Below are 20,485 nucleotides of genomic sequence, written 5' to 3'. Positions count from 1 at the left end.
TCAACCCATGTTGCGGCAGTCGATCTTGATGCGACCGACTACCCCAAACTCCAGGTCGAGTGCTCGGCGCGCATCAGCGGCGACAATACCTTCCTCACCGCCTGTTGGAACAATGTACTTCGGCAGTTCAGCCTTCATTGCATCACTACCCACGTTGAGAAGTGTAATCGAAGGGAAGTCAGAGGAAGCCTTCGTCAGAGGGCAGGCCAAAAAGTGCCACGGCACGGTGATGTGTTCCAACGAGGTGAGATCGTTGTTTCCCCCGGTGGTGATCTTTGAAGCATCCCCTATCAAGCAGCCAGCTTCCAATCCAAGGGGCATTTTGGCTGCTGTCCACTTTCGTCTGGCTGTTTCAGGGCTGTAAAAGCAAAGAACTGGCATCAGCTTCATGGCTGCGGCGCCACGTATCAGCATGTCCACCTGAGGTGCCAGAGAAGACTTTGCTTTGTATGTGAACAGGCTCCTCATTTTCCCGGCATTCCGAGCCAGACGCTTCGCTTGAACCCGCATTTTGAAGGTGTAAGCCCTGCCAATCAGATGCCATTCCCAATCCGCACCGTTTCGTGCCTCCTGTCGCTTGGTGAAGGTTTCCACGTGAACGATCGAAGAGTGACGTCGCCAGATTTCAAGAAGGCAGCTCTCGGTGATGGTTTCCTCCCCATACGAGATCTCGCATCCGTACGAGAGTTGCAGATTTCGGGAGACCACATCTCCCAGCGTAAGCAGAGTGTGGCACAGATGAAATGCATCGCTGCTCACTGTGCCGCCTCCAATTGCGTTTCAGCTATTCGAAGGCTGAGTTCGCCGGACATCACTTTGGGAAGAAGGAGGTCACGGGTGGCGGCGAGCGTGCGGCATTCTATCTCGTTTGATGTGATCCTCTGCCGTAGAAGTCCGGCGATGCGCCCAAACTCCCGTACAATCGCTGGACTGGCCACTGCCACCTCAAGGCGATACGCGTTGCTTCGGTTTAGGCCCGGCACAGCGGCATCCGTATTCATGCCATCCAACCCCAGCGTCTGCAGGAGGTGGTAGCAGTAGATCATTGGCCTTTCCGACCTCACATAGAAGACGGTATCGATTGGATAGAAGTCACGGTCCTCCCAGTACAGGCTGCCGATCGTCCCCTTCCTGCCCACGATTACAGACGGCCCTTTCACCAGTGCGGCATCATGGAACCCACCAATCCCGCCGGAACCATACACCGGAAATGAACCATCCCGACGGTCACTCTTTGTCAGGGACTTGCCGTATGAAAGCTCGAGCACATCCTCAAGTCTTCCTACGCTCCACCCCTCGGGTAGTCCGTCGTCGCCCAGCCTTGCAGGGAAGTGATCGGCGAGTTGCTGCGAGCGTTCGGCATCGGCGACAAGACCGCCCATGATCTCGACAGGATCGGATGCACCTTCGATCTTGCGGCGGCTCGGGCCAAAGTCAACGAACCAGTCGCGGAAGATCGCCTGGGCCATTGCCTCAAGCGTCACGTTCATCTGTCGGTTCAGCTCGATCTTGTCGTCGAGGGCGCCGAGCAATTCAACGACCCGCTCTTGGTGATCTTTTGGGGGCAGTGAAACCTTAAACTCATGGCAATCGGCCACACGAATGTGACTAACCACTGAACCTGACCCGTCATGGGCGCCAAATTGCTGCTGGAGGTCTGGCGAACGAAAAGTGTAGTACAAGTACCGCGGAACTATTTTCCTCGGGTCAGGCCGATACTGCATGAGGCGTTGGCCAAGGAATACTGTCCCCAATCCACTCACATAACCGACTTCACCGATAGGAGCCTCGCGCGTAAGGATGACGTCACCATCAAGCACTCGTGCACGCCTCGTCCATCGCTCGTAGGTAGCCTCATCCACGTACCTGCAGGTGGAGAGGTCAATGCGACCGTCCTTGACGTTAGTTGTCCTGATCATTCGAAACGTTGTCTCGTGGTCGGCGACTGGTGCAGTTCGATTGACACAATCAACTATCAACGAGCAGACGTCCTTAACGGAGACGCGCGGCCATTTAGTCATTGCCAGACACCCAGCCGAGAGCGTTGGCGATGCGCCCTTCGAGCACACGTCCTTCGGCAAACTGAGCCATAAGGTCGCCGGCCAATCCTTCGATCTTCTCTGCGAACGGCGCACCATCATCCTCGACATCTGCCGCACCGACATAGCGCCCCGGCGTCAGCACGTGGCCGTGGCTACGCACCTCTTCCAAGGTCGCCGCCTTGCAGAAGCCCGGCTCGTCCTGGTACTCCGACCAGCTGTTCTTATCCCGCGTCTCAGGCTTGGCCCGCCAACGATGGTAGCTTCCGGCGATCTTCTCGATGTCTTCTTCTGTGAACTCGCGGCGCACACGGTCCACCATGAAGCCAAGTTTGCGGGCATCGATGAACAGGATTTCGCCTCGCCGGTCGCGGTGGCCGTTTGCGCTCTTGTCACGGGCCAGTATCCACAAGCAGGCGGGTATCTGCGTCGAGAAGAACAACTGACCCGGCAGCGCCACCATGCAGTCCACTTGATCAGCCTCGATCATCGCCTTGCGGATATCGCCTTCGCCAGACTGCTGCGATGACATAGAGCCGTTAGCGAGCACCACGCCTGCCGTGCCGCGAGGGGCAAGATGGTGGATGATGTGCTGCAGCCATCCGAAGTTGGCATTGCCCTTGGGCGGCACGCCGAACTTCCAGCGGGCATCCTCCGCCAACCGCTCGCCGCCCCAGTCGGAGATGTTGAAGGGCGGGTTGGCAAGGATGAAGTCGGCCTTCATGTCCGGCAGTTCGTCGCGGTGAAAACTGCCCTCGTTGTTCCAGCGGATGTCTGCGTCGATGCCCTGCACGGCGAGGTTCATCTTGGCGAGGCGCCAGGTGGTGTGATTGATCTCCTGTCCATAGATGGCGATGTCGTCCCGCCGTCCACCGTGTTCCTCGATGAACTTCTCCGACTGCACGAACATGCCACCCGAGCCGCAGCAGGGGTCGTAGACGCGGCCCTTGTATGGCTCCAGCATCTCGACCAGCGTGCGCACCACCGAGCGGGGCGTAAAGAACTCGCCACCACGCTTGCCCTCGGAACTGGCGAAGCCCGAAAGAAAATACTCGTAGACGCGGCCCAGCAGGTCCTTGGCCTTGTCGGAGCTGTCATGCATGCCGATGTTGGAGAACAGGTCGATCAACTCACCGAGCATCGTCTTGTTCAGCGTGGGGCGGGCGTAGTTCTTTGGCAGCACGCCCTTCAGCCCCTCATTCGACGGGGCCTTCTCGATCGCCTCCATTGCCTCGTCGATCAGCTTGCCGATCTCTGGGCGCTTGGCGTTTGCCTGGAGGAAACTCCAGCGGGCTTCCTTCGGCACCCAGAAGACGTTCTCAGCGAGGTATTCCTCCGGGTCTTCCGCATCGGCATAATCATCCGCCTCGAGCCGGGCGTGCAGCCCCTCGAAGGCATCGGAGATGTACTTCAGAAAGATCAGGCCGAGAGCGACGTGCTTGTATTCGGAGGGCTCCAGGTTGCCCCTGAGCTTGTCTGCTGCCTTGAAAAGCTCAGCCGTGAAGCTGAGGTCACCATTCACTTCTTTTGCCACGCATACGCTCCTGAATCAGTGAGCCGACGATAGCAGCGAAGCAGACTGTGTAAAGGGAAGACGGGCAAGCCCCAGCTGTCCATCCATCGTGTACTACTGGCGTGTACTACCACGGACGCAACCCGCGCCATAAGTCATTGAATTTAATGGCATTATACAGAGTGGCTGGGGCGCCTGGATTCGAACCAGGGGATGGCGGTACCAAAAACCGCTGCCTTACCGCTTGGCTACGCCCCAACGCGCGGGCCATGTGCCCGCCAAGCGGGAGCCTGATAGCAAAGCTCATCCCGGTGGACAATCCTTAAGTTCCCATCCGCCCAAGTTTCTTTTCGCACGTATCGTTCTGTGCCTCGGGACTGAGACTTCCGCCTGCAATTGCTGGCCAAATTATACCTGTTCCGTACGTCGTGTGGCGCGTGCCCACGGCCGCGCGAAGACTGGAGGCGTGCGGATCAATAACAGTCTGATTCTGCGCGTGAACCGCATCGAAAATCGATTCCGGCCATCACGGTTATGCGCTAAGGTCCGCGCGGCACACGCCGCCTCAAACGTCGGCGCTGCCGGCATATTAATAAATTACTATGGATTTCCCTATGAGCCAGTTCCGTGCCCGCCCACCTGCTGTACCCACCCTGCTTCTTGACGACAACGTCGTGCGTGTCACCCGCTGGGACTTTGAGCCCGGTGCCGATACCGGCCATCACGTGCACGGGCTCGGTTACGTGGTCGTGCCAATGACGGATTGCAACATGACGGTGGAGGATGAGAGTGGCACCTACCCGGTGCATCGGCCGGCTGGCATCGTCTATCGCCGCGAGGCCGGGATTGCCCACAACATCGTCAATGGCGGCGACGAACTGATGAGCTTCATCGAGATCGAGTACAAGTGAGAAAGTCCGCTTCTCCCACCTTCAACCTTGAATTTCAGCCGGCACATGGCGAGGCTGTGCCGGTTGCCGAACATGTGCAGCGCATTACCGTCAACAATCCTTCGCCGTTCACCTTCCACGGCACCAACAGCTACATCGTCGGCGACCGCTCGGTCGCCGTCATCGATCCCGGCCCGGAGGATGAAGCGCATTTTCAGGCGCTGATGAAGGCGCTGAAGGGGCGCGAGGTGACGCATATCGCTGTCAGCCATACCCATCGCGACCACTCCCCGCTGGCCCGCCGGCTGAAGGCGGAGACGGGTGCTCTGATCGTCGCAGAGGGGCCGCACCGCGCGGCGCGTCCTCTCTTTATCGGTGAGATCAATCCATTCGCCGAAAGCTCCGACAGCGACTTCGTACCCGACATGGCGCTTGCCCATGGCGAGCGCGTGTTTGGCGACGGCTGGTCGCTGACAGCGCTGTTGACGCCCGGGCATACGGCCAACCATGCGGCGTTCGCTCTCGACGGCACCGGCATCCTGTTTTCCGCCGACCATGTGATGGCCTGGGCAACGACGATCGTGGCGCCGCCGGATGGTGCGATGGCCGACTACATGGCCTCGCTGGAAAGGCTGCTCGAGCGCGATGACCGGCTCTATCTGCCGGGCCACGGCGGGCCGGTCACCGAACCGTCATCCTTCCTGCGCGGCCTCAGGACGCACCGCAAGATGCGCGAGCGGGCCGTGAAAGAGCGCATCCGCAAGGGTGACCGGCTGATCGCAGACATGGTGAAAGCGATCTACAAGGACACCGATCCGCGCCTGCACGGCGCGGCGGCACTGTCGGTGCTGGCGCATCTGGAGGACCTCGTCGAGCGCGGCGAGATCGTCACCGAGGGGCCGCCGTCACTGCACGGCATCTACCTGCCGGGCTGAGGGTGTTGCAGCCGCTGCCATCCCTTGCTAGCGCCTGACCGCGCGCGCTATAGCGATCAGGATGCAAGCACCGATGAAGCCGGCAATCAGGTAGCCGAGCCATCCGCCAAGGTTCACGCCGATCAGGCTCAAAAGCAGATTGGCGACGAAGGCGCCAACAATGCCGAGCACAATGTTCATGAACACGCCCAATTGCGACTTCATGAACATCTCGGCCAACCATCCAGCAATGCCGCCAATGAGGATGGCGGCGATCCAGCCAACGCCTGCGTCTTCCATGTGCACGGCCCTCGGTTGAAGATCAACTCAAGATAGCGCGCATTGCAAAGGCGTCAAGGAAATGCCGCGGCGCTCGTTCCGGCATCGTCGCACCGATCTGACCTCGACCGAGCCCAGAGGCTGATGCGGTCACGACATTTCGGCTAGTCGCCGGCAATTCCCAGCAGCTCGGCGTCGAGCGCCTTCAGGTATCTCGCGGCGAAGGCGGCCCCCATGCCGAGATCGTGCGGGCCATAGCGCGAGGCGACGCGCATGTCGACAAGCGCCGTCTCCTCCTCCTCACGCAATCGGATCGAAACGTCGAAGCGGAAGCCGAACAACAGCGAGCGCCACTCCCCCTGCAGGATCACGTCGCTCGGCCCACCATTGTTCGGCAGAAGCCCCTGCTCGACCGGGCGTTCGGAGGGAACCGGGATGACGGCAACTTCGCTTTCGCCGGACTTGTCCGCATCCTGTTTGACCACCAGATCTTCGAGATCGGCAATCACATTCTCCAGTCCGCTTTCCTCGGTGAAGACGATCTTCTGTTCTTCAGCGACCTTGCGCACGCCCTGCAGAACGCGGTCGAGCGCGCCCTCATAACGGCGGCCGGTCAGCCCCGGATAGGAGGCATCCTGGACTTCCCGATCCCTGAGCGTCACGGGCGGCCGCGGCAGAAAATCCTGCTCCGCAATCGGCACCTTCAGCCAGGGGGGCGATGCGTATGGGTCGGTCGTGACATCGTAGATCATCGGTCGGGTGAAATAGGCATAGGCGGCGAAACCGGGCACCCCGAGCGGAAGCGCTGCAAGCAGAAGTGCTGCAAACGCTGCCTTGCCGCCGCGCGCGCCGACTCGCCACAGGCGGACCAGTCCGACGAAGGCAAGCAGAACGGCAATCAGAGCCAGGCCAGCCGCAATACCGGCAAGCACGAGGAAATGCGGCGTCGTCAGCGGCCCGAAGCGATGGGACAGGGACGCGGCGAGAAAAAGTACGAGGGCAAAGGCGGCCATGCGCCGCGCCCAGTGCGCCGCGTGGGAATAGGGCCGCTCGTATCGAATGACCATCGCCATTGGCAGATCCTCTTCTTCGCCCGCGCATCGCTCAAGCTCGAAGGCGCGCGCAAATCAGTGCTGCCAGACAACTATCTCGTAGCCCCGACGTCAATCAAGGATTCGAGAAATCGGTGGAATGCCGGACCGGCGACCGAATTCCCTTGTGTGCCGCAAAATTGACACGCTCGTTAACGATTTTTGCCGCGGGCGGGCGAAAGGAGCTTTGTTATATGTTGCCGACACAGATGACCGTACAGCACGCACGGCCACTCGCCTTGCCTCCTCCCTCCAGCGACCCCACCCTCGCGCTCGAACTGGTCGAGCTCGAGCTTTCCCTGGATGGTTTTGCGACCGAGCAGGACGGGTTTTCCGAGGCGGTGCACCGCGCGGCAAAGGCGCTCGGCGGCGAGTTCCTCTTCGACCTGCCGGCCTCAGGTCTCGCCGAGGATTGCCAGCGCATCGCGGCACTGCGCATTCCCGAAGCAAACAGCAACGACATGAAGATCGTCTTCGCGCTTCTCGACGACAGCGGCACCGGCATTCGCGTCGAGGATCCGAGCGAGGAAACGACCGGCCTGAAGAATTTCGCCGACTCCTTCGTCGGCGTTCTCGAGCGCATGCAGTAAACTTGCCTGCCTGATCGGTCTCGCTATATCTCTTTCAGTGGAAGCGCGTGGCCGATTGCGACGGAGGCTGGGATGCGTGCGCAGATGCTGTTGGCGCTGGCTGCAACGGCCGCGATCCTTGCCGGTTGTCAGACGATAACACCGGAGCAGCAACGCGCCGCCGACGAGCAGCAATGCCTCGGCTATGGCTTCAAACGCGGCACGACCGCCTTTGCCGACTGCCTGCAACGCATCGACCTCAATCGCGCCGCCGACGCCCGCGCAAGACGTGTCGAGACCGCCGTCGAATTCGGCAGCTGGAATCGTCCCTGGTACGGGCCTGGTCCGGGCTGGTGGTGACAGGTCGCGACGCCTGCCACCGATATCCCGGACTTATTTCCCTGACCGCTCGACAAAGGCAGCCTGGGCGGCCGCGAGGCGCGCGATCGGCACGCGGAATGGCGAGCACGAGACGTAGTCGAGTCCCGCCTCTTCGCAGAAATGGATGGACGCCGGATCTCCGCCATGCTCGCCGCAGATGCCGAGCTTGAGGTTGTTGCGTGTCCGCCTGCCGCGCTCGGCGGCGATCTGGATCAATTCCCCCACACCGTCGAAGTCGAGTTGGACGAACGGATCGCGCTCGACGATCCCTTTCTGCAAGTAGGTGGACAGAAACGCGGATGCATCATCGCGCGAGATGCCGAAGGTCGTCTGCGTCAGGTCGTTGGTACCGAAGGAAAAGAACTCGGCCGATTCGGCGATCACATGGGCGCGCAGGGCTGCGCGCGGCAGCTCGATCATCGTGCCGATCAGGTAGTCAATGTTCACCCTGGCTTCGGCGATGACCTCCTTGGCCACGGCTTCGATGCGCTCCTTGACGAAGTCGAGTTCGGCCTTCAGGCCGACCAGCGGCACCATGATTTCCGGCACCACGGCGGCACCGGTGTCCTTGGCCGCCTGACAGGCAGCCTCGAAGATGGCGCGTGCCTGCATCTCGGCGATCTCAGGGTAGGAGATCGCCAAACGGCAGCCGCGGTGGCCGAGCATCGGGTTGAACTCGTGCAGCGCATCCACTCTCTGGCGCAGTTCCGCCGGATCGAAGGAAAGGGCGGAAGCGACCTCGGCGATTTCCTCGTCGGTCTTCGGCAGGAATTCGTGCAGCGGTGGATCGAGCAGACGGATCGTCACCGGCAGGCCGTGCATGATCTCGAACAGCTCGGTGAAATCCGAGCGCTGCATCGGCAAGAGCTTCGCAAGGGCCGCACGCCGCCCGGTTTCGTCCTCGGCCAGGATCATCTCGCGCATCACATTGATGCGGCCGTCCTCGAAGAACATGTGCTCGGTACGGCAAAGACCGATCCCCTCCGCACCGAAGGAGCGTGCCGCGCGCGCATCGGCCGGCGTCTCGGCATTGGTCCGCACCTTCATGCGACGGGTCGAGTCCGCCCATTCCATGATGCGGCCGAAATCGCCGGAAAGCTCCGGCTGCAACATCGGGATCGCCCCTTTCAGCACCTGTCCGGACGAGCCGTCGATGGTGATGACATCGCCCTTCTTCAGCGTCACGCCCTGGGCGATCAGCAATTCGTTGCGCAGGTCGACACGCAGTGTGCCTGCGCCGGATACGCAGGGCGTGCCCATGCCGCGGGCAACGACGGCCGCGTGGCTGGTCATGCCGCCACGCGTCGTCAAAATGCCTTGGGCTGCATGCATGCCGTGGATATCCTCCGGGCTCGTCTCCACACGAACGAGGATCACCTTGCGACCGTCATCCTGTGCGTGGACCGCTTCCTCTGAGGTAAAGACGATTTCGCCTGTGGCGGCGCCCGGCGAGGCTGGCAGGCCCGAGCCGATCACATCGCGCCGGGCACGAGGATCGATGGTGGGATGCAGGAGCTGGTCGAGGGACGCAGGGTCGATACGGGCGACCGCCTCTTCCTTGCTGATCAGCCCCTCCTCCGCCATCTCGACGGCGATCTTGAGGGCCGCCTTGGCGGTGCGCTTTCCCGAGCGGGTCTGCAACATCCAGAGCTTGCCGCGTTCGATCGTGAATTCCAGATCCTGCATGTCGCGGTAGTGTCCCTCCAACTGCGTGCAGATCTCGTTGAACTCGGCGAAGGCCTCCGGCATCAGTTTTTCCAGCGACGGCTTGTCCGAGCCGGAAGCGATACGGGCGTCTTCGGTGATGTTCTGCGGCGTGCGGATGCCGGCGACGACATCCTCGCCCTGCGCGTTGACGAGGAATTCGCCATAGAGCGCGTTCTCGCCGGTCGAGGGATTTCGGGTGAAGGCAACGCCCGTTGCCGACGAATTCCCGAGATTGCCGAACACCATCGCCTGGACGTTGACCGCCGTGCCCCAGTCGGCCGGAATGTTGTGTAGATTGCGATAGGTGATCGCGCGGGCGTTCATCCAGCTGGCAAAGACTGCGCCGATCGCGCCCCAAAGCTGCACTTCCGGGTCCTGCGGGAAGGTCTCGCCCAGCTCTTCCTCGATCGCCTGCTTGTAGCGTGTGATCACGTGCTGCCACTCGACAGCAGAGAGCTCGGTGTCCTGCTCGTGGCCGAGCCTCGCCTTCTCGTCTTCCAGAATCTCCTCGAAGACCTCGTGATCGAGGCCCATGACGACGTCGCCGTACATCTGGATGAACCGGCGATAGCTGTCCCAGGCAAAGCGCGCATCACCGGCATCGTGGCCAAGCGCCTGCACAGTCTCGTCGTTGAGGCCCAGATTCAGCACCGTGTCCATCATGCCGGGCATCGAGGCGCGCGCGCCGGAGCGAACCGACAACAGCAATGGCCGCTCGTTATGGCCAAAGGTACGGCCAGTAACCTGTTCCATCCGCCGCAACCCGGCGCGGACCTCTTCCTTCAAACTGTCGGGGATTGTGCGGCGGTTCTCGTAGTAGTGGGTGCAGGCCGTGGTGACGATCGTCAGTCCAGGGGGAACGGGCAGGCCGAGATTGCACATTTCAGCCAGGTTGGCTCCCTTGCCACCCAGAAGATTACGATTTCCGGCATTCCCCTCGGCGCTTCCCCCGCCAAAGGTGTAAACCCACTTCTGCATTGCTGTTCTCCACCCCGAAACAGTACTTTATGACAGATTTACAGCATATGGCACGCGTTGGAAACGGAGTGCACACGACAAAATGCTGCAATGCACCAACATTGCAACGGCATCGCAACATTCAAGGCATTACGAAGCATGAAAATTTGCGGAAAGAGGCGCAATACCACCCCCCGGAAGGCATCATTTTTCCTGGATTGACAACCCGTCCTTACCGACCCTGATCTCCACTCCGTCAGGCTGTTTTTCCTCCTGATAGGCATAGTAGGAAAATCCAACCACAACGACGATCAGTGCACCAATGATCATATAGAGGGCGTTCTTGCTCATGGATGTCCCTTGCGTCCTGTTCGGCTTGACGCGATCGCAACGCAAGACGGGTTGAATTTGTTCCGGACACGTCCTGCGGGAGGGTGATCGAATTGCGCAGGTTTGGGGGTCAGACGGCTTCGCGCAATTGCTCGGCGGTCTGCAGGTCGACGGAGACGAGCTGGGAGACGCCCTGCTCGGCCATGGTGACGCCGAACAGGCGGTTCATGCGGGCCATGGTGATCGGGTTGTGGGTGATGATGACGAAGCGGGTCTCGGTGGAAGCGGCCATTTCGTCCATCAGGTTGCAGTAGCGCTCGACATTGTGGTCGTCGAGCGGCGCATCGACCTCGTCCAGCACGCAGATCGGCGCGGGATTGGTGAGGAAGACGGCAAAGATCAGCGCCATCGCCGTCAACGCCTGCTCGCCGCCCGAAAGGAGCGTCATCGTCTGCGGCTTCTTGCCCGGCGGCCGGGCGAGGATTTCGAGGCCGGCGTCGAGCGGGTCCTCGCTCTCGATCAGCTGCAATTCCGCCGTGCCTCCGCCGAAGAGGTGGGTGAAGAGCCGCTGAAACTGAGTGTTGACCACGTCGAAGGCGGCGAGCAGTCGCTCGCGGCCTTCGCGGTTCAGGCTCTGGATCGCCGAGCGCAGCTTGCGGATCGCCTCGATGATGTCCTCGCGCTCGGTGACGAGCGCCTGCAGCTTCTCCGAAAGCTCCTTCTGCTCCTCCTCGGCGCGCAGGTTCACCGCACCCAGCCGCTCGCGTTCGATCTTCAGCCGGTCCAATTCCAGCTCCGTTTCGCGCGGATCGGGCAAAGGCATATCGACAGGGTGCTCGGCAAGCTTCAGCGCCTCATGCGGGGCGCAATGCAACGCTTCGCGGATGCGCGCTTCGCCGTCGACGCGGCGTTCGCGGGCGGAGACAAGGCGCTCCTCGGCACGGCCGCGCTTCTCGCGTGACTCGGCCAGCTGCGACAGTGCAGTCGCGGCAACCTGGTCCGCTTCGCGCTGGCGGTTTTCCGCCTCCTGCAGTTCGTCGGCGGCAACGCGGCGGGCCTGTTCGGCCCGGGTCAGCTCGCTCATCAGCAAGCGCCGCCTCTCCTCGATCTCCTCCGGCGCTTCGGCGATCTGCTCCGCCTCGTCCTGCGCTTCCGCCTCGCGTTCACGCAGCGAAGCGATGTGGCGCTCTGCATTGGCGGCACGGTTGCGCCAGGTGTCGCGTTCGGCAGCAATCGCCGTCAGCCGGCGCCGGCGCTCGGCCATCTCGCGCGCGAGGCCGTCATGGAGCGCACGCGATTCGGCTAGGGCCGCGCGATCGGTCGCGACCTTGGCGGACTGTGCCGAAAGCCGCAAGTCGAGTGCTGCGACATCGGGCGCATCCTCGAGCGCGCCGCGCGCCTCCTCGAGCGAATCCGCCGCCTCTTCCACCTGTCCTTCAAGTTGCGTCTTCGTCTCGGAGAGAACATCGCGGCGGCGGATCAGCTCGCCCGATGCCCGCTCGGCGGCATCCAAAGCTTGGCGTGCCTCGGCAAGCGCGCGGGCGGCAAGCCGTTGGGCGTCGCGCGACATCTGCAGCCGTTGCGTCTCGGCGCGAATGGCGGTTGCGGCCCGCTCCAGACCTTCCTGCGCCGCGCCAAGTGCCGTCTGTGCATCGGTCAGTTCCACCTCCAGCTCGCGAAGACGGTTCTTCTGCGCCAGTCGCAAGGCGGCAGCACTCGGGGCATCCGCGCCGGTCACATGGCCGTCCCAACGGAAAATCGCGCCGTCGCGGGTGACGAGACGCTGGCCGGGCCGTAAATCGGGCAGGAGCGCAAGCGCCTGTTCCTCGTCGGCGGCGATGCCGATTTGGCGCAGGCTGCGAGTGAGCACGTCAGGCGCGCGCACGTGGGACAGCAGCGGCACGACGCCACCCGGCAAGCCGGCGTCGTCGGCACCGTCTCCCGCAAAGCGCCAATGCGCCGGTGCTGCCGTATCGACTGGCGAATCCAGATCGTCGCCAAGGGCCGCTCCGAGCGCGGTCTCAAAGCCCTTGTCGACCTGCACGTCCTCGACAACAGGAGCAAACGAGCCGCCCACGGCGCCCGCCTCCAGCATGCGGCGGATGGTGCGCATTTCCGTCTCGACGGCGTTGACCTGGCCGCGCGCCGCCTCGACCGGACCGCGCGCCTCGATCTCTGCAAGCCGTGCGGCCTCCAGCGCCTCTTCCGCTTCGGCCAGCCGTTCGCCTGCCTCTTCCAGCGCGCTTTCGGCGGATTGCACGTCCTGGCGCTTCTGCTCCGGGTCCGGCAGGGCAGCGATGCGCTCGTCCATACCAGAGATTTCGGCCTCGAGGTTCATGAACTGCTGGGCAAGGCGCGCCTGGCGATCGGAAAGATCGCGAATCGTCTTTTCGAGCTGATTGCGCACGGCCTGCGCTTCGGCACGCTCGGCGGTGATGGCGCCAAGTGCACGTTCACTCTCCGCGAGGCGCTCGGCGGCTTCGTCCATCGCTTCGCGCGCGGCGGCGGCACGGTCGTCCGCTTCCCCGAGAATTTCGCCGATCTCTTCTTCCTCGGCAGCCAGCCGTTCCAGGATTTCGGCGTTGTCGGCGACCATCGCCTCTTCGCGGGAAATGTCCTCGGAGAGCTGGGCAAGCCGTCGGGCCAGTTCGTCGCGGCGGCGTAGCAGCCGGCCGGCATCCTCTTCCAGCTGCGAACGGGCAATCTGCAGGCGCTGCAAGGCTGCCGCGAGCTTCGCCTCGTTCTCGCGCAGTTCCGGCAGCTTCAGACTGGCGATAGCTTGCGCCTTCGCAGCTTCCATCTGCGTCTGCGCCCGTTCGGCGACGAGCGAGGTCGCCTGGTTCAACTGGCTTTCCGCCTCGCCCTCGGCCTCCTTGGCCTGGGCCCAGCGGATGTGCAGCAGCATCGCCTCGTGTCGGCGGATATCGGCAGACAGCATCTTGAAGCGGTTCGCCTGCCGCGACTGTCGCTTGAGGCTGTCGATCTGGCTTTCGAGCTGCGAGGTGACGTCATCGAGACGTTCAAGGTTGGTCTCGGCGGCGCGCAGCCGAAGCTCGGCCTCGTGGCGGCGCGAATGCAGGCCGGAAATGCCGGCCGCCTCTTCGAGTAGTTGACGGCGCGCCTGGGGCTTCGCCTGGATCAGTTCGCCGATCCGCCCCTGCCCGACCATCGAGGGCGAGCGCGCGCCGGTCGAGGCGTCGGCGAAGAGAAGCTGCACGTCCTTGGCGCGCGCTTCCTTACCGTTGATGCGGTAGACGGAGCCCTGTTCGCGCTCGATGCGGCGGCTCACCTGGATCTCGTCGCTGTCATTGAAGGCAGCCGGCGCGGTGCGGTCGGAATTGTCGAGATAGAGGCCAACTTCCGCGGTGTTGCGCGCAGGCCGGTTGCCAGAACCGGAGAAGATCACGTCGTCCATGCCGGACGCGCGCATGTTCTTGTAGGAGTTTTCCCCCATCACCCAGCGCAGCGCCTCGACAAGGTTCGACTTGCCGCAACCGTTCGGGCCGACGACCCCTGTCAGGCCGCGCTCGATGACGAATTCGGTCGGCTCGACAAACGACTTGAAGCCGAGGAGACGGAGCTTGGTGAATTTCATGCGGTCAACCCGCCCTTGTGGGACAGGTGAATAGCGGGCGCGCGGCTTCCGCCGCCGCCCGCTTCAAATTCGGCCGAACGATCAGAGCTTGCTGTCGATAAGGGCCGACATGGTGTCAACCGACATACCTCCGGTATAGCGCTGACCATTGATCAGGAAACTCGGCGTTGCCGTAATACCGAAATCCTTCGCGCCGCGCTCGCGTACCGCATTCACATCATCGAGAAGCTTCTGGTTCGTCAAGCAGGCCTCAAAGCTCTCCTGTGTAAAACCGGCGAGTTTCGACATCTGCAACAGTGCTTCGCGGCCATTTTCCGCTGCAGCCCACTGTTCCTGCTGCTTGAGCAGCATGGAGACCATGGGGAAATACTGCTCTGGCGGCGCGCAACGCGCCAGCATGAAGGCCGCAGCAGCGCGCGGATCGAACGGGAATTCGCGCAAAATGAAGCGGACCTTACCCGTGTCTATGTACTTCTTCTTGATCGGTTCGAGCGTCTCATTGTGGAAGGTGGCGCAATGCGGGCAGGTCATCGACATGTATTCGACGATCGTGACCGGAGCATTCGCGTCGCCCATGACCATTTCCGGCAGCGGGCCTGGTTCGAGAACCTTGGCCATGTCGACGTCGCCATCGGCAGCGGGGACCTCGACCTTGGCAGCCGGCGCCGCCGGGGCCGTCTCAGCCGCCGGAGCCTGGGCCGTCTCGGTCGCCGCCGGCGCAGCCGTCGTAGTCGTGGCCGTGTCCGCAGGCTTGCTCGCTGCCGGCTCGGCAGGCTTGGTTTCGGCGCTATCGGTTGCTGCCGGCTTGGTCTCCGGAGCCGCAGCCGTCTCCTTCTTCTCGTCGCTGCAGGCGGCAAGCGTAACGGCGAGCGCGGCAACGGCAACGCCGCTCATCAGACGCTTCAAAAGGCTCAATTCGGAAAAAGACATGGTCTCTCCTGTGGGGACAAAGTAAAAATTCTCTCGGTTGACCGGATATACCGGCTTTCGGATGCGAACAAGCACCCCCAACACCATGATCTTCAAAGAATTGTGACCGTGTGATGATGCACGTCAGCGTCGGTTCGGACCCTGCCTGCCGAGCACGGCGGTGCCTAGGCGCTTGAGCGCAGCCTTGAGCGCATCACCTTCGATCCCCTCCACCAGTTCTTCGAGGTGGCGTGCGGCCTCCCCGGTCAGTGGCCGCGGGGCGCGCCGGCGCCTTGTCGGCGGCGAGACAGGCTTCTGCACGATCCTGACCTGCCGGATTGCGGGATAGCCGAAGAAGCCGTTGATGCGCTGGATCAGTTCGCCCTGCTGGTGGGAGAGAAAGAGCGCGCGCGACCCCTCGCAGGCGATCGTGAGAACGCCCGGCTGGTAGCCGCCATCCTCGCCCGCCATCTCGGACGCGCGCCGCGGCCAGGTGATCTTCTCAGGCCGGCTGCAATCGGCAAAGGAACTGCCGGCGATCTCGTCCCACGAGCCGAGCAGCATCGTGTTGATGCCGGCACGCTTGGCGAGCACGGGATCGATCAGGTCGTTGGCGACCTCGCTGATTTGCATTGCACCCCTGCGGGGTGGACGGGAACTCACGGCAGTCGATACTCCAGCGGGCGGCTTTCCTGCTCAGGCGAAATTTGCCTTGAAGAAAGTGTGTTGCTTGGCCAGTTATACGCTTCCTCTTCACATTCAGGCAATTCATGACCGACGCGCATACAAAGCCAGGCCCAACCCGACAGATCCTTGCCTGGTACGACCGGCATCATCGCGACCTTCCCTGGCGGGTCTCGCCGGCCATGGCCGCGCGTGGCATCCAGCCCGATCCCTATCGGGTGTGGCTGTCCGAGGTGATGCTGCAGCAGACCACGGTGCAGGCGGTAAAGAGCTATTTCGATCTCTTCATCTCGAAGTGGCCGACCGTGACCGATCTTGCGAAGGCGGAAACCGAAGAGGTGATGAAGGCGTGGGCGGGGCTTGGCTATTACGCGCGGGCGCGCAACCTGAAAAAATGCGCCGAGGCCGTCGCCTTTACGCACGGCGGACACTTCCCCGACACGGAAGGCGGGCTGAAGGCCCTTCCCGGCATCGGCGCCTATACGGCAGCGGCAATCGCCGCGATCGCCTTCGACCGGCAAGCCGCCGTGCTCGACGGCAATGTCGAACGGGTGATCTCCCGCTTCCATGCGGTCGACGCCCCCCTGCCCGGCTCGAAGCCGCAGATGCGCGCCCTCGTGGCCGCGTTAACGCCGGCCAACCGGCCCGGCGATTTCGCGCAAGCGATGATGGATCTCGGTGCCACGATCTGTACGCCGAAGCGCCCCGCCTGTGCGCTCTGTCCGTTGAATGAGGACTGCCGGGCGTTGGCCGGTGACGATCCTGAACGCTTTCCCGTCAAGGCGGCGAAGAAGGACAAGCCCGTCCGGCTCGGCGCGGCATTTGTTGCGATCGACGAGACGGGGGCGGTCCTTCTGCGCAAGCGGCCCGGACACGGATTGCTCGGCGGCATGACGGAAGTACCAAACAGCGACTGGACCGCCCGTCGCGACGGATCGACGGAACCGGACGCCGCTCCCTTCGCCGCCGACTGGCAACCTTGCGGCACAATCATACACGTGTTCACACATTTTGAGTTGCGACTTGCCGTCTTCCGCTGCAGGGTCGGCCGCGCCGCGGACGGGGGACCAGGATGGTGGGAGCCGCAGGCTACGCTAGACGGCCAGGCCCTGCCGACCGTCATGAAGAAGGCAATCAGGCAGGCGCTTCCCGAGGTTTTCGAGCCGAAGGCGCCTGCACGCGAAAAGGTGAGGACACCATGACTAGCGAAATCCGGCACATCGTCTTCGATATCGGGCGTGTGCTGATCCATTACGATCCGCAGATCCCCTACAGCCGGCTGATCCCCGACGAAGCGCAGCGCAACTGGTTCTTCGCCAATGTCTGCACCCACGACTGGAACATCGAGCAGGACCGCGGCCGGAAGTGGGAGGATGCCGAGGCGCTGCTGATCAAGGACCATCCGGAGCAGGAAGAACTGATCCGCGCCTTTCGTAAATACTGGCACGAGATGGTTTCGCACGCCTATCTGGAAAGCGTCGCCATCATGGAAGGCCTGATCGCCGACGGGCGCGACGTGACCATGCTGACCAACTTCGCCGCCGATACCTTCAAGGAGGCGCGCAAGCTCTATCCGTTCCTGAACCGGCCGCGCGGCGTCACGGTTTCCGGCGAGGTGGGCCTGATCAAGCCGGATCTGGCGATCTACGAGAAGCACGCGCAAGATTTTGCGCTCGAGCCTGCGCACACGCTCTTCATCGACGACAGCGACAAGAACGTCGAGGCGGCACGCATCGCAGGCTGGAACGCTGTTCTCTTCACCGGCACGAAGAAGCTGAAAAGCGATCTTGCCGCCCACGGCGTTTGCATTTGACCGATTAAGTAGAAACGCCCGGAGCCAGTGGCTCCGGGCGTTCGTGCCTGTCCGGGACTGAAGGTACGAAACCGGAAGGCCGAAGCTGTTTGGCGAAGGGTCCGTCGCCTTTCGAAGACCCGTCACACTCGCTGCCATCATCCTATGCCGCGATAGTTAACAGCGATTGAACGCCCCCACGCCAGAATCCGATTTCGACAATATTCACAAATGCTTGCATACGGGCAGGGATTGTATGCCGCATCGGCGTTCTAGTGGCGAATTGAAATGGAGGGGCCCACCCGGGAACCGGGCCGGCGGGGGAACTGAGATCCGCTCAGCAGCGAGAGCGGTTGTTGGGGCGAATGACGTTCATCTGCAACTCGTGGGCGGACGCATAGCGGCCGAGAATCTTGATGAGCCGCTTCTCCTCGGCCCGATGGATGCCGGCCTTGCGGCAGTATTCGGAAACCTCCCAGACATGCTTGGCCCGCTGATGGTCGAGCTGCCTGATATCGATATGCCTCATGATCGCCTCCCAACTGACGAGGTATAACGCCGTACTTCGCCCCAGGTTCCACGGCCACAATACAACGTCGCCGTGTTACTTCGATCGCATGTGCAAGGATATTGTGATCATAGCGCTGACGCTTTGTCCACTTATGACTAAAGTCTAATATGATCATCACTCATGTTCGTCCCACCAGAGGGTGTCGAATAGACGCCTCAAACTGCCGCAACCTCCGGCGCAGGGTGCACCGAAGGCTGCAACAGGAGGTTTTCCTTGTGATCGGAGCGTGGCTGTCCGCTCAGTCGAGCTTGGCCATATCGCTCCGGACGACGGCGCGCAGATCGTCGATCGGCTTCAGCTCGTTGCCCTGGGCGTAGTGCCAGAAGGTCCAGCCGTTGCAGGCATCCAGTCCCTGCACCTTTGCACCGAGGCGATGGATGGAGCCGGCGTCGTTGCCGGATGCAAGCGTGCCGTCTGCCCGCACGATTGCGCTGTAGCGGCGCTTTGCATCCGTCAGAACCGTGCCGGGCACGATCAGGCCGCTTTCGATCAGGGTGTTGAAGGCGACGCGCGGCTCGGCTTTCTTGCCGGTCATGACCGTGAGCGCCGATGTGCCAAGAGGCTGCACGGCATCGATCCGCGCCAGCGCCGCGTCGATATAGTCCTGCTCGCGCTCGATGCCGACGAAGTGGCGGCCGAGACGCTTGGCGACGGCACCCGTCGTGCCGGAGCCGAAGAAGGGATCGAGCACGACGTCGCCCGGCTTGGTGGAGGCCATGATGACGCGGGCCAGCAGTGCCTCCGGCTTCTGCGTCGGATGGACTTTCTTGCCGTCGGCATCCTTCAGGCGCTCACCGCCCGAGCAGATCGGAAACAGCCAGTCGGAGCGCATCTGTACGTCGTCGTTGGCCGCCTTCATCGCATCGTAGTTGAACGTGTATCCCTTCGCCTTCGGATCACGGCTCGCCCAGATCATCGTCTCATGCGCGTTCTGGAAGCGCCGGCCCTTGAAGTTCGGCATCGGGTTGGTCTTGCGCCAGACGACGTCGTTCAGGATCCAGAAATTGAGGTCCTGCAGCGTGGCGCCGACGCGGAAGATGTTGTGGTAGGAGCCGATCACCCAGATGGTGCCGTTCGGCTTGAGCACGCGGCGGCAGGCGAGCAACCAGGCGCGGGTGAAGGCATCGTAGGCCTCGAAGGAGGCGAACTGGTCCCATTCGTCATCGACGGCGTCGACCAGCGACTGGTCCGGACGATGCAGCGTGCCGCCAAGCTGAAGGTTGTAGGGCGGATCGGCAAAGATGACGTCGACCGACTGGTTCGGCAGCGCGTCGAGAGCGGCGACGCAGTCGCCCTTGATGATCGTGTCGAGCCAGCCATTGGCGCGGACGGAACGGGCTTCGGCAAGCGAAAGAAATTTTGACATAGGAAACTCGCTGATACGCTTACTCGGATACGGCTTTCTGACCCTTATGGTTACCGAAGATGGTTACCGAAGGGTGAAGGGCCTCGAAGAAAGTGACGTATCCGCGTCTCGTGGCGGTTCACGGCCGGTGCGGCCCGAAGTCCGCGTCCGGCCTGCCATTGTCGCATTGTCCTCCAACACAAGCCAGTTCGGCCGATCTTCGACGCATCAAGCGCCCTCGTGCCAGGCGCGGCTGTCGGCCGGCGCCTCTTCGCGATCGACCATGCCGTAGTCACGCAGAACCGAGACGACGCGCAGTCGATAACCGGCGAATATGCCGCTCCGGCCAGCTTCCTGCGCGGCCCGGTGCTCGGCACTGTTTCGCCACGCGCTGACGGCCTTCTCGTCGCGCCAGAACGAGAGCGACAGGATCTTGCCGGGAATTGAAAGGCTTTCGAAGCGTTCGATGGAGACGAAACCGTCGATTTCCTGCAGCCGGGCATTCAGCCCGGCGGCGAGATTGAGATAGACGTCGCGGCGGCCGATCGCAGGGGAGACCTCGAAGATGACGGCAATCATGGCGCCACCTTCATTGCATGCGGCAAGGACATGTTTTTCAGGAAGATCCGGTCTTCCTTCAGGATGAAGCGTTCGCGCTTGGCAAACTGATAGTTCTCCGCACCAAGCGGATCGGCAGCGAGCCGGGCGCGATAGGCCTCGTAAGCCGCGAGGCTTTCGATATTGTAGACGCCGTAGGCCGTCGTTGCCGAACCTTCATGCGGGCCGAAATAACCGATCAGGTCGGCACCGTTGCGAGGGATCGACTGGCCCCAGTTGCGGGCGTAGGTGGAAAACTCCTCCTTCTTGAACGGGTCGATTTCGTAGCGGATGAAGCAGGTGATCATCGTCAGGGCTCCTT

The 20,485-nt window shown here is 62.4% G+C and carries 20 protein-coding genes and 1 tRNA gene; 6 read left to right on the top strand and 15 right to left on the bottom strand.

Going from position 1 to position 20,485, the window contains the following annotated elements; translation table 11 throughout:
- The 4 genes from IB238_RS01655 to IB238_RS01640 form a co-directional block, all read right to left on the bottom strand.
- Positions 1-759, bottom strand: a complete 759-nt coding sequence (locus tag IB238_RS01655) for a DUF6615 family protein (protein ID WP_192242984.1) — start codon at positions 757-759, stop codon at positions 1-3.
- A complete protein-coding gene (locus tag IB238_RS01650; protein ID WP_192242981.1) occupies positions 756-1,820 on the bottom strand; it encodes a restriction endonuclease subunit S in 1,065 nt (354 codons plus the stop codon). Before IB238_RS01650 ends, IB238_RS01655 begins: the two co-directional genes overlap by 4 nt.
- Positions 1,821-2,013: 193 nt before the next feature.
- Entirely contained in the window at positions 2,014-3,573 is a 1,560-nt protein-coding gene (locus tag IB238_RS01645; protein ID WP_192242978.1) for a class I SAM-dependent DNA methyltransferase, read from the bottom strand.
- A 162-nt stretch (positions 3,574-3,735) separates the two neighbouring features.
- A tRNA-Gln gene (locus IB238_RS01640) sits at positions 3,736-3,810 on the bottom strand.
- A 356-nt stretch (positions 3,811-4,166) separates the two neighbouring features.
- Between IB238_RS01640 and IB238_RS01635 the strand changes: the two genes are divergently transcribed.
- Both IB238_RS01635 and IB238_RS01630 read left to right on the top strand, forming a co-directional pair.
- Complete coding sequence (locus IB238_RS01635; RefSeq protein WP_192242975.1) at positions 4,167-4,463, top strand: cupin; 297 nt, start codon at positions 4,167-4,169, stop codon at positions 4,461-4,463.
- Positions 4,460-5,377 carry an MBL fold metallo-hydrolase gene (locus IB238_RS01630; RefSeq protein ID WP_192242973.1) on the top strand — a complete coding sequence of 306 codons (918 nt, stop codon included), beginning with the start codon at positions 4,460-4,462 and terminating at the stop codon, positions 5,375-5,377. The genes IB238_RS01635 and IB238_RS01630 overlap by 4 nt, the downstream gene beginning before the upstream one ends.
- A 27-nt stretch (positions 5,378-5,404) precedes the next feature.
- On the opposite strand, the gene IB238_RS01625 is transcribed toward IB238_RS01630, so the two are convergent.
- Positions 5,405-5,656, bottom strand: a complete 252-nt coding sequence (locus tag IB238_RS01625; protein ID WP_192242970.1) for a GlsB/YeaQ/YmgE family stress response membrane protein — start codon at positions 5,654-5,656, stop codon at positions 5,405-5,407.
- A gap of 143 nt (positions 5,657-5,799) precedes the next feature.
- Positions 5,800-6,702, bottom strand: a complete 903-nt coding sequence (locus IB238_RS01620) for a DUF1499 domain-containing protein (protein ID WP_192247257.1) — start codon at positions 6,700-6,702, stop codon at positions 5,800-5,802.
- A gap of 218 nt (positions 6,703-6,920) precedes the next feature.
- Here IB238_RS01620 and IB238_RS01615 point away from each other — a divergent pair, with 218 nt between their 5' ends.
- Together IB238_RS01615 and IB238_RS01610 are read left to right on the top strand one after the other, a co-directional pair.
- Positions 6,921-7,316, top strand: a complete 396-nt coding sequence (locus tag IB238_RS01615) for a hypothetical protein (protein ID WP_192242967.1) — start codon at positions 6,921-6,923, stop codon at positions 7,314-7,316.
- A gap of 72 nt (positions 7,317-7,388) precedes the next feature.
- Positions 7,389-7,655 carry a hypothetical protein gene (locus IB238_RS01610; RefSeq protein WP_192242964.1) on the top strand — a complete coding sequence of 89 codons (267 nt, stop codon included), beginning with the start codon at positions 7,389-7,391 and terminating at the stop codon, positions 7,653-7,655.
- 33 nt (positions 7,656-7,688) lie between these two features.
- On the opposite strand, the gene ppdK is transcribed toward IB238_RS01610, so the two are convergent.
- The 5 genes from ppdK to IB238_RS01585 form a co-directional block, all read right to left on the bottom strand.
- Positions 7,689-10,361, bottom strand: a complete 2,673-nt coding sequence (gene ppdK / locus IB238_RS01605) for a pyruvate, phosphate dikinase (RefSeq protein WP_192242961.1) — start codon at positions 10,359-10,361, stop codon at positions 7,689-7,691.
- 183 nt (positions 10,362-10,544) lie between these two features.
- On the bottom strand, positions 10,545-10,691 hold the full coding sequence (locus IB238_RS01600; RefSeq protein ID WP_192242959.1) for a hypothetical protein: 147 nt from the start codon (positions 10,689-10,691) through the stop codon (positions 10,545-10,547).
- 109 nt (positions 10,692-10,800) lie between these two features.
- Complete coding sequence (smc, locus tag IB238_RS01595; RefSeq protein ID WP_192242957.1) at positions 10,801-14,265, bottom strand: chromosome segregation protein SMC; 3,465 nt, start codon at positions 14,263-14,265, stop codon at positions 10,801-10,803.
- A gap of 81 nt (positions 14,266-14,346) precedes the next feature.
- Positions 14,347-15,195 (bottom strand): DsbA family protein, encoded by an 849-nt coding sequence (locus tag IB238_RS01590; protein WP_192242955.1) that lies wholly within the window; start codon positions 15,193-15,195, stop codon positions 14,347-14,349.
- Positions 15,196-15,318: 123 nt separating this feature from the next.
- Positions 15,319-15,807 (bottom strand): DUF721 domain-containing protein, encoded by a 489-nt coding sequence (locus IB238_RS01585; RefSeq protein ID WP_192242953.1) that lies wholly within the window; start codon positions 15,805-15,807, stop codon positions 15,319-15,321.
- A 137-nt stretch (positions 15,808-15,944) separates the two neighbouring features.
- Between IB238_RS01585 and mutY the strand changes: the two genes are divergently transcribed.
- Positions 15,945-17,060: an A/G-specific adenine glycosylase gene (gene mutY / locus IB238_RS01580; protein WP_192242951.1), complete on the top strand. Its 1,116-nt coding sequence runs from the start codon at positions 15,945-15,947 to the stop codon at positions 17,058-17,060.
- Positions 17,057-17,671, top strand: a complete 615-nt coding sequence (locus tag IB238_RS01575; protein ID WP_192242949.1) for an HAD family phosphatase — start codon at positions 17,057-17,059, stop codon at positions 17,669-17,671. Before mutY ends, IB238_RS01575 begins: the two co-directional genes overlap by 4 nt.
- A gap of 316 nt (positions 17,672-17,987) precedes the next feature.
- Here the strand turns inward: IB238_RS01575 and IB238_RS01570 are convergent, their stop codons facing one another.
- The 4 genes from IB238_RS01570 to IB238_RS01555 all read right to left on the bottom strand — a co-directional run bounded on the left by IB238_RS01570 (position 17,988) and on the right by IB238_RS01555 (position 20,471).
- Positions 17,988-18,179: a hypothetical protein gene (locus IB238_RS01570; RefSeq protein ID WP_192242948.1), complete on the bottom strand. Its 192-nt coding sequence runs from the start codon at positions 18,177-18,179 to the stop codon at positions 17,988-17,990.
- A gap of 280 nt (positions 18,180-18,459) precedes the next feature.
- Positions 18,460-19,587, bottom strand: a complete 1,128-nt coding sequence (locus IB238_RS01565) for a site-specific DNA-methyltransferase (RefSeq protein ID WP_192242946.1) — start codon at positions 19,585-19,587, stop codon at positions 18,460-18,462.
- Positions 19,588-19,794: 207 nt separating this feature from the next.
- Positions 19,795-20,145 carry an antibiotic biosynthesis monooxygenase gene (locus tag IB238_RS01560; protein WP_192242944.1) on the bottom strand — a complete coding sequence of 117 codons (351 nt, stop codon included), beginning with the start codon at positions 20,143-20,145 and terminating at the stop codon, positions 19,795-19,797.
- The gene (locus IB238_RS01555) at positions 20,142-20,471 is read right to left on the bottom strand and encodes an NIPSNAP family protein (RefSeq protein WP_192242942.1); all 330 of its coding nucleotides are present in this window, start codon (positions 20,469-20,471) and stop codon (positions 20,142-20,144) included. Before IB238_RS01555 ends, IB238_RS01560 begins: the two co-directional genes overlap by 4 nt.
- Between the last annotated feature and the right edge of the window lie 14 nt (positions 20,472-20,485).

Source organism: Rhizobium sp. ARZ01 (genome assembly GCF_014851675.1).
Taxonomy (GTDB): domain Bacteria; phylum Pseudomonadota; class Alphaproteobacteria; order Rhizobiales; family Rhizobiaceae; genus Mycoplana.
The sequence above is the reverse complement of the archived record's forward strand: the minus strand, read 5'-3'. Positions and strand labels throughout refer to the sequence as shown.